This window comes from Streptomyces sp. URMC 127 (assembly GCF_051386535.1).
Lineage (GTDB): Bacteria > Actinomycetota > Actinomycetes > Streptomycetales > Streptomycetaceae > Streptomyces.
This window is the reverse complement of the sequence record NZ_JBPQTW010000278.1, coordinates 1-7,515: the sequence shown is the minus strand read 5'-3', so window position 1 is coordinate 7,515 and position 7,515 is coordinate 1. Positions and strand designations below refer to the sequence as shown.

Genomic DNA, 7,515 nt, shown 5'->3' with positions numbered 1-7,515 from the left:
GGTCGGGGGAGGGGCCCTGGAGGCCGGGGAAAGGCCCTTGCTGCTCGTTCCCGTCCCCTCCGCCCGCCGCGCCGTCGCCGCCCGCGGCCACGACGCCGGACGGCGGCTCGCCCTCGGCGCGGCGCGGGAGCTGCGCGCGGGCGGGCTCCCGGTTGCCGTGGCGGCCGTGCTGCGGCAGCACAGGGCCGTCGCCGATCAGGCCGGCCTCGGCGCCCGGCAGCGCAGGGCGAATGTCGCCGGTGCCCTGGGGGTACGTATGGGAGCAGAGAGGCTTTTGAGGTCAGAAGGGCCGGTGGTGCTGGTGGATGACCTGATGACCACGGGATCCTCGCTGGCCGAAGCGGCCCGTGCCGTCTCGCTCGCGGGCGGGCGGGTGCTGGGCGCCGCCGTCGTGGCCGCGTCCGTCCTGTCCGGCCCGTCCGGCCGAAAAGAACCGGAACTGAAGGGCAATGTCATTCGTTGCTGATGGTAACGGCAGGGAAACACCTGAATGGAGGTACGTCCCGGTAGGGGCTACCGACAGGCGTCCGAGCGAGATATGTTCGGTTGAGAGGAATGGCAAGGCTATGCCTCACATTTCCGAATGGCGCGCTTTGCTCGCTTTCGCGGAAGCTTGAAGTCGATGGGGTGCAGGCCTTGCCGATGGGGGAGGAGGAGGTGAAAACCGCCAAGTCGGTGGCTCCGGGTATCCCCGGAGTCTGATGCAAGAGGGATGCGCTCCGCACCTTCGGCGGGGCGATCCGGGAACGGAGTTCTGCGTGGACATCGTCGTCAAAGGCCGCAAGACCGAGGTGCCCGAGCGCTTTCGCAAGCACGTGGCCGAGAAGCTGAAGCTGGACAAGATCCAGAAGCTCGACGGCAAGGTGATCAGCCTCGACGTCGAGGTGTCCAAGGAGCCCAACCCCAGGCAGGCCGACCGCTCCGACCGGGTGGAGATCACGGTGCGTTCCCGTGGCCCGGTGATCCGCGCGGAGGCCGCAGCCACCGATCCGTACGTCGCACTGGACCTGGCCACCAGCAAGCTCGAAGCACGACTGCGCAAGCAGAACGACAAGCGCCACACCCGGCGGGGCAACGGCCGCATCCCCGCGAGCGATGTCGCATCGACCGTCATCGGCGCCGCCGAGCTCACCGACAGCGGTGAACTCGCCGCCGAGCACGCGTCGGAGGTGCCGGTCACCCGCATGGGATCCCTGGAGATCCGGGGCGAAGGCCCCCTGGTGGTCCGCGAGAAGACCCACTCCGCAGCGCCCATGACCCTCGATCAGGCGCTCTACGAAATGGAGCTGGTCGGGCACGACTTCTACCTGTTCGTCGACTCCGACACCAAGCAACCCAGTGTCGTCTACCGGCGGCACGCCTACGACTACGGCGTCATCCACCTCAATGCCGACCCGCTCTTCGAAGGAGAGCCCGGTGGTGCGGGCGGGGAGCTGGGCGGCTGACCCGGGAGGCCCCGGCCTCCCGCGTCCATCGCCGTAGTCCACCCCGAGTCAGGTGCCCTCGGAGCGCGCCCCCGCGCTCCCGGGGCACCGGCGTGCGACGACGGGCGACGACGGGTACCGACGGAAAGCACTGCCCGGCGTCCCGGCATGAAATCATGACCCCGGCAGCCAACCACCGGCGCCGGGGAACCGGTTGGGCGGCGCAGCACGCAGCACAGTGCAACCGCGAGGGGCTCTGGGCCTTCAGGGGTCTTCAGGGGGAGGAACAATGGCGGACAGGTTCGGGCCCGTACTCGAGCCCGGCGAGGACGACGACGGCTCCTGCACGGACAGGAGCACGGCGCGCGAGGAGCCCATCCGGGTCCTGGTCGTGGACGACCACGCGCTCTTCCGCCGCGGCCTGGAGATCGTTCTGGCCCAGGAGGAGGACATCCAGGTCGTCGGCGAGGCCGGTGACGGCGCGGAGGCCGTGGACAAGGCCGCGGACCTGCTGCCCGACATCGTGCTGATGGACGTCCGCATGCCCAAGCGCGGCGGCATCGAGGCCTGCACCTCCATCAAGGAGGTGGCCCCCAGCGCGAAGATCATCATGCTGACGATCAGCGACGAGGAGGCCGATCTCTACGACGCCATCAAGGCCGGGGCGACCGGCTACCTCCTCAAGGAGATCTCCACCGACGAGGTCGCCACGGCGATCCGCGCCGTGGCCGACGGGCAGTCGCAGATCAGCCCCTCGATGGCCTCCAAGCTCCTCACCGAGTTCAAGTCGATGATCCAGCGCACGGACGAGCGGCGGCTCGTGCCCGCCCCCCGGCTGACGGACCGCGAGCTGGAGGTCCTCAAGCTGGTCGCCACGGGGATGAACAACCGCGACATCGCCAAGGAGTTGTTCATCTCCGAGAACACCGTCAAGAACCACGTGCGGAACATCCTGGAGAAACTGCAGCTGCACTCCAGGATGGAGGCGGTGGTCTACGCGATGCGGGAGAAGATCCTGGAGATCCGCTAGCCGTAGCCGTAGCCGTATCCGCGGCCGGGTGCTGGTGAGCCCCCGGCCGCGCCTGGTCCCCGGCCGGCCCCCGGCCGCGCCTGGCCCCGGCCGCGCCTAGGCCAGGGCCTTCACCAGCTCTGCCGCCAGCCGCGCGTCGTCGCAGCGCTCGATCCGTACGGCGTGGCAGCCCACCCACTCCGCCGCCTCCCTCAGGGCCCCGGCCATCGGCGCCACTGCCCTGGGTCCGTCGAGGGAGACCTGCCGGGCCACCAGCGTGCCGCCGTCGCGCGCCGGGTCCACGCGCCCCAGCAGACGCCCGCCGGCCAGCAGGGGCATCGCGAAGTAGCCGTGTATCCGCTTGGTCTTGGGCACGTACGCCTCCAGGCGGTGGGTGAACCCGAAGATCCGCTCGGTGCGGGGGCGGTCCCAGACCAGCGAGTCGAACGGCGACAGCAGCGTCGTGCGGTGCCGGCCGCGCGGCGGTGCGGCCAGGGCCGCCGGATCGGCCCAGGCGGGCTTGGACCACCCCGCCACCTCGACCGGCACCAGCCCGGTCTCCTCGATGACGGCGTCCACCTGCTCGCCCTTGAGGCGGTGGTAGTCGGCGAGGTCCGCCCGGGTCGCCACGCCCATCGCGGCGCCCGCCTGGGCCACCAGGCGCCGGATGCACGCGGCGTCGTCCAGGTCGTCGTGGAAGAGGTCACCGGGGACGGCGCGCTCGGCCAGGTCGTACACGCGCTTCCAGCCGCGCCGGCGGGTGCAGACGACCTCGCCGGTGTCCAGCAGCCACTCCACCGCGATCTTCGTCTCGGACCAGTCGTACCACTCGCCGCCGTTCTTGGCGCCGCCCAGCTCCGTGGCCGTCAGGGGCCCCTCGGCCTTCAGCCGGTCGCGGACGGCGGCGCACGAGCGCTCGGCGTCCTCCATCACGTGCCAGCGGTGGCCGCGGGCCTGGAAGGCCCGGCGCCGGAACGCGAACAGCGGCCACTCCTCGACGGGCAGGATGCACGCCGCGTGCGACCAGTACTCGAAAGCGTGGTCCCCCGACCAGTACGCCGCCTCGACGCTCTCCCGCCCGACCGCGCCCAGCCGGGCGTACGGCACCAGCTCGTGCGAGCGGGCGAGCACCGAGATCGTGTCCAGCTGGACGGCCCCCAGGCGGCGCAGCACGCCGCGCGTGCCCGCCCGCCGGTCCGGGGCGCCGAGGAGGCCCTGGGCGCGCAGGGCCAGCCGGCGGGCGTCATCGGCCGACAGGTGGTGCTCGGGCTTGCGGGCGCCGGGCCCACGGCCCTTGGCGGAGGCGGCAGTTGTCATGCCGGTCACCTTAGGCGGGGGCACTGACAATGCCTCCGCAAGCCGTCAGCCGCGCCCGGGAAAGGGCAGGTAGGGGACGGCGGAGGGCAGGCCGAGGTCGGAGGGGAGCAGGGAGCCGACCCACGCGTCGCGGCGGGTGCCCGCATGGGCGATCTTCGATCGCAGGGTGCCCTCCATCGTGAAGCCGGCCTTCAGGGCCACGGCCCGGGAGGCCTCGTTGCCGGCCTCCGCGTACCACTCCATGCGTTCGACGCCGAGGCGCTCGAAGCCCCAGCGGACCACGGCGCGGGCGGCCTCGGCGGTGTATCCGCGGCCGCGCTGCTCCTTGGCCGTCCAGTAGCCGATCTCGGCCTGGCGCTCGCGGGAGGGCTGCGGGACCGGCGTCAGGCTCATGGAGCCGGCCAGCAGGCCCTCCTCACGGGTGAACACGCCCCACGTGTAGACGGAGTCGTCGCGCCAGCCGGCCGGGCAGGTCTCGCCGGTGAAGGTCCGGGCGTCCTCGGGGGTGTAGGGGGAGGGCACGCTCGTGTAGCGGGGGATGCCGGGGTCCTGGCAGGCGGCGTGCAGGGCGTCCGCGTCGGCGGGGGTGAAGGGGCGCAGCAGCAGGCGCTCGGTGGTGAGGCTCGTGGGCTCCATGGGCGGAGTGTAGGAACGGCGGCGGAGTGCGGCTGGATCGGGGACGGAGTGCGTCCGGAGCGGCAGCGGGGGCGCTCCCGGGAAACGAGCGCGGGGCACCTCGGGGACGGTTGGCTCGTTCCATGGACGGGTGACACCGCGGGTGACACCCGGCCCGGGTGATGACGGACCTCCCGGCGCGGCGGGGTCCTCGCTTACGATGGCCGTTGCGGCGGGGACTGTCCCGTCGTGCCCGCGTACCCGCCCCCTGCCCACGGCGGGGGAGAACCGGTGCCAGGCCCGACCGGCAAGGAGCTAGCCTACGTGTCCGTCTTCGGCAAGATCATGCGTGCAGGAGAAGGCAAGATCCTGCGCAAGCTGCACCGCATCGCGGACCAGGTCAATTCCATCGAAGAGGACTTTCTGTCCCTCTCCGACGCCGAGCTGCGCGCCCTGACCGAGGAGTACAAGCAGCGCTATGCCGACGGGGAGAGCCTGGACGACCTCCTGCCCGAGGCGTTCGCGACCGTCCGCGAGGCGGCCAAGCGCGTCCTCGGCCAGCGTCACTACGACGTCCAGCTCATGGGTGGCGCCGCCCTGCACCTGGGGTACGTGGCCGAGATGAAGACCGGTGAGGGCAAGACCCTCGTCGGCACCCTCCCGGCCTACCTGAACGCCCTGTCGGGCGAGGGCGTGCACCTCATCACGGTCAACGACTACCTGGCCGAGCGCGACTCCGAGCTGATGGGCCGGGTGCACAAGTTCCTGGGCCTGTCCGTCGGCTGCATCCTGGCGAACATGACGCCGGCGCAGCGCCGCGAGCAGTACAACTGCGACATCACGTACGGCACGAACAACGAGTTCGGCTTCGACTACCTGCGCGACAACATGGCGTGGTCGAAGGAGGAGCTGGTCCAGCGCGGGCACAACTTCGCCGTGGTCGACGAGGTCGACTCGATCCTCGTCGACGAGGCCCGTACGCCGCTGATCATCTCCGGCCCGGCCGACCAGGCCACCAAGTGGTACGGCGACTTCGCCAAGCTGGTCACGCGCCTGACCAAGGGCGAGCCGGCCAACCCGCAGAAGGGCATCGAGGAGACCGGCGACTACGAGGTCGACGAGAAGAAGCGCACGGTCGCCATCCACGAGGCCGGTGTCACCAAGGTCGAGGACTGGCTGGGCATCGACAACCTCTACGAGTCGGTCAACACCCCGCTCGTGGGCTACCTGAACAACGCCATCAAGGCGAAGGAGCTCTTCAAGCGCGACAAGGACTACGTCGTCATGGACGGCGAAGTCATGATCGTCGACGAGCACACGGGCCGTATCCTCGCCGGCCGCCGCTACAACGAGGGCATGCACCAGGCCATCGAGGCGAAGGAAGGGGTGGACATCAAGGACGAGAACCAGACGCTCGCCACGATCACCCTGCAGAACTTCTTCCGCCTCTACAACAAGCTGTCCGGCATGACCGGTACGGCCATGACCGAGGCCGCCGAGTTCCACCAGATCTACAAGCTCGGCGTGGTGCCGATCCCGACCAACCGGCCGATGGTCCGCAAGGACCAGTCCGACCTCATCTACCGCACCGAGGTCGCCAAGTTCGACGCCGTGGTCAAGGACATCGCCGAGAAGCACGAGAAGGGCCAGCCGATCCTGGTCGGCACCACCTCCGTGGAGAAGTCCGAGTACCTCTCGCAGCAGCTCGCCAAGCGCGGCATCCAGCACGAGGTCCTCAACGCCAAGCACCACGAGCGCGAGGCCTCGATCGTCGCGCAGGCCGGCCGCAAGGGCGCCGTCACCGTCGCCACGAACATGGCCGGCCGTGGTACGGACATCAAGCTGGGCGGCAACCCGGACGACCTCGCCGAGGCGGAGCTGCGCCAGATGGGCCTCGACCCGGTCGAGCACGTCGAGGAGTGGGCGGCCGCGCTGCCCGGCGCCCTGGAGCGGGCCGAGGCCGCGGTCAAGGCCGAGTTCGAGGAGGTCAAGGAGCTCGGCGGCCTCTACGTGCTGGGCACGGAGCGCCACGAGTCGCGCCGCATCGACAACCAGCTGCGCGGCCGGTCCGGCCGTCAGGGCGACCCGGGCGAGTCCCGCTTCTACCTGTCGCTGGGCGACGACCTGATGCGCCTGTTCAAGGCCCAGATGGTCGAGCGCGTGATGGCCATGGCCAACGTCCCCGACGACGTCCCGATCGAGAACAAGATGGTCACCCGGGCCATCGCCTCCGCCCAGTCCCAGGTCGAGCAGCAGAACTTCGAGACGCGTAAGAACGTCCTGAAGTACGACGAGGTGCTCAACCGCCAGCGCGAGGTCATCTACGGCGAGCGCCGCCGCGTCCTGGAGGGCGAGGACCTGCAGGAGCAGATCCAGCACTTCATGGACGACACCATCGACGACTACATCCGCCAGGAGACCGTCGAGGGCTTCGCCGAGGAGTGGGACCTGGAGCGGCTGTGGAGCGCCTTCAAGCAGCTCTACCCCGTGAAGGTCACCATCGAGGAGCTGGAGGAGGCGGCGGGCGACCGCGCGGGCATCACCGCCGAGTTCATCGCCGAGTCCATCAAGGACGACATCCACGAGCAGTACGCGGCGCGCGAGGAGCAGCTCGGCTCGGACATCATGCGCGAGCTGGAGCGGCGCGTGGTCCTGTCGGTGCTCGACCGCAAGTGGCGCGAGCACCTCTACGAGATGGACTACCTCCAGGAGGGCATCGGCCTGCGCGCCATGGCCCAGAAGGACCCGCTGGTGGAGTACCAGCGCGAGGGCTTCGACATGTTCCAGGCCATGATGGAGGGCATCAAGGAGGAGTCCGTCGGCTACCTGTTCAACCTGGAGGTCCAGGTCGACCAGCAGCTGGAGGAGGTGCCGGTCGAGGAGACCGCGCCGTCCCTGGACAAGGTGCAGGACACCATCCCCGCCGCCCGTCCGGAGATCCGTGCGAAGGGCCTGGCGCAGCCGCAGCGGCCGGACCGGCTGCACTTCTCGGCCCCCACGGTCGACGGTGCGGGCGGGACGATCGAGACCGACTACGCCAGCGACGAGACCGGCGAGTTCCGCTCGGCGGCGGACGGCATGACGCGCGCCGAGCGCCGCAAGGCGCAGAAGAACAGCGGTGGGCGGCGCCGTAAGAAGTAAGCCCTGAGA

The 7,515-nt window shown here is 70.2% G+C and carries 6 protein-coding genes; 4 read left to right on the top strand and 2 right to left on the bottom strand.

Translation table 11 applies throughout. The features are described from left to right. The 3 genes from ACSNOH_RS31795 to ACSNOH_RS31785 all read left to right on the top strand — a co-directional run. Positions 1 to 466: ComF family protein (locus tag ACSNOH_RS31795; RefSeq protein WP_436724918.1), on the top strand; the 466-nt coding region annotated here is incomplete at its 5' end. Between the two features lie 292 nt (positions 467 to 758). Then, complete coding sequence (gene hpf, locus ACSNOH_RS31790; RefSeq protein WP_436724917.1) at positions 759 to 1,445, top strand: ribosome hibernation-promoting factor, HPF/YfiA family; 687 nt, start codon at positions 759 to 761, stop codon at positions 1,443 to 1,445. Between the two features lie 268 nt (positions 1,446 to 1,713). Continuing rightward, positions 1,714 to 2,454: a response regulator gene (locus tag ACSNOH_RS31785; protein WP_436724916.1), complete on the top strand. Its 741-nt coding sequence runs from the start codon at positions 1,714 to 1,716 to the stop codon at positions 2,452 to 2,454. Between the two features lie 96 nt (positions 2,455 to 2,550). On the opposite strand, the gene ACSNOH_RS31780 is transcribed toward ACSNOH_RS31785, so the two are convergent. Together ACSNOH_RS31780 and ACSNOH_RS31775 are read right to left on the bottom strand one after the other, a co-directional pair. Then, positions 2,551 to 3,750: a winged helix-turn-helix domain-containing protein gene (locus ACSNOH_RS31780; RefSeq protein ID WP_436724915.1), complete on the bottom strand. Its 1,200-nt coding sequence runs from the start codon at positions 3,748 to 3,750 to the stop codon at positions 2,551 to 2,553. A gap of 45 nt (positions 3,751 to 3,795) precedes the next feature. After that, entirely contained in the window at positions 3,796 to 4,386 is a 591-nt protein-coding gene (locus ACSNOH_RS31775; protein WP_436724914.1) for a GNAT family N-acetyltransferase, read from the bottom strand. Between the two features lie 303 nt (positions 4,387 to 4,689). On the opposite strand from ACSNOH_RS31775, the gene secA reads away from it, so the two are divergent. Then, complete coding sequence (gene secA / locus ACSNOH_RS31770) at positions 4,690 to 7,506, top strand: preprotein translocase subunit SecA (RefSeq protein WP_436724913.1); 2,817 nt, start codon at positions 4,690 to 4,692, stop codon at positions 7,504 to 7,506. Positions 7,507 to 7,515 lie beyond the last annotated feature (9 nt).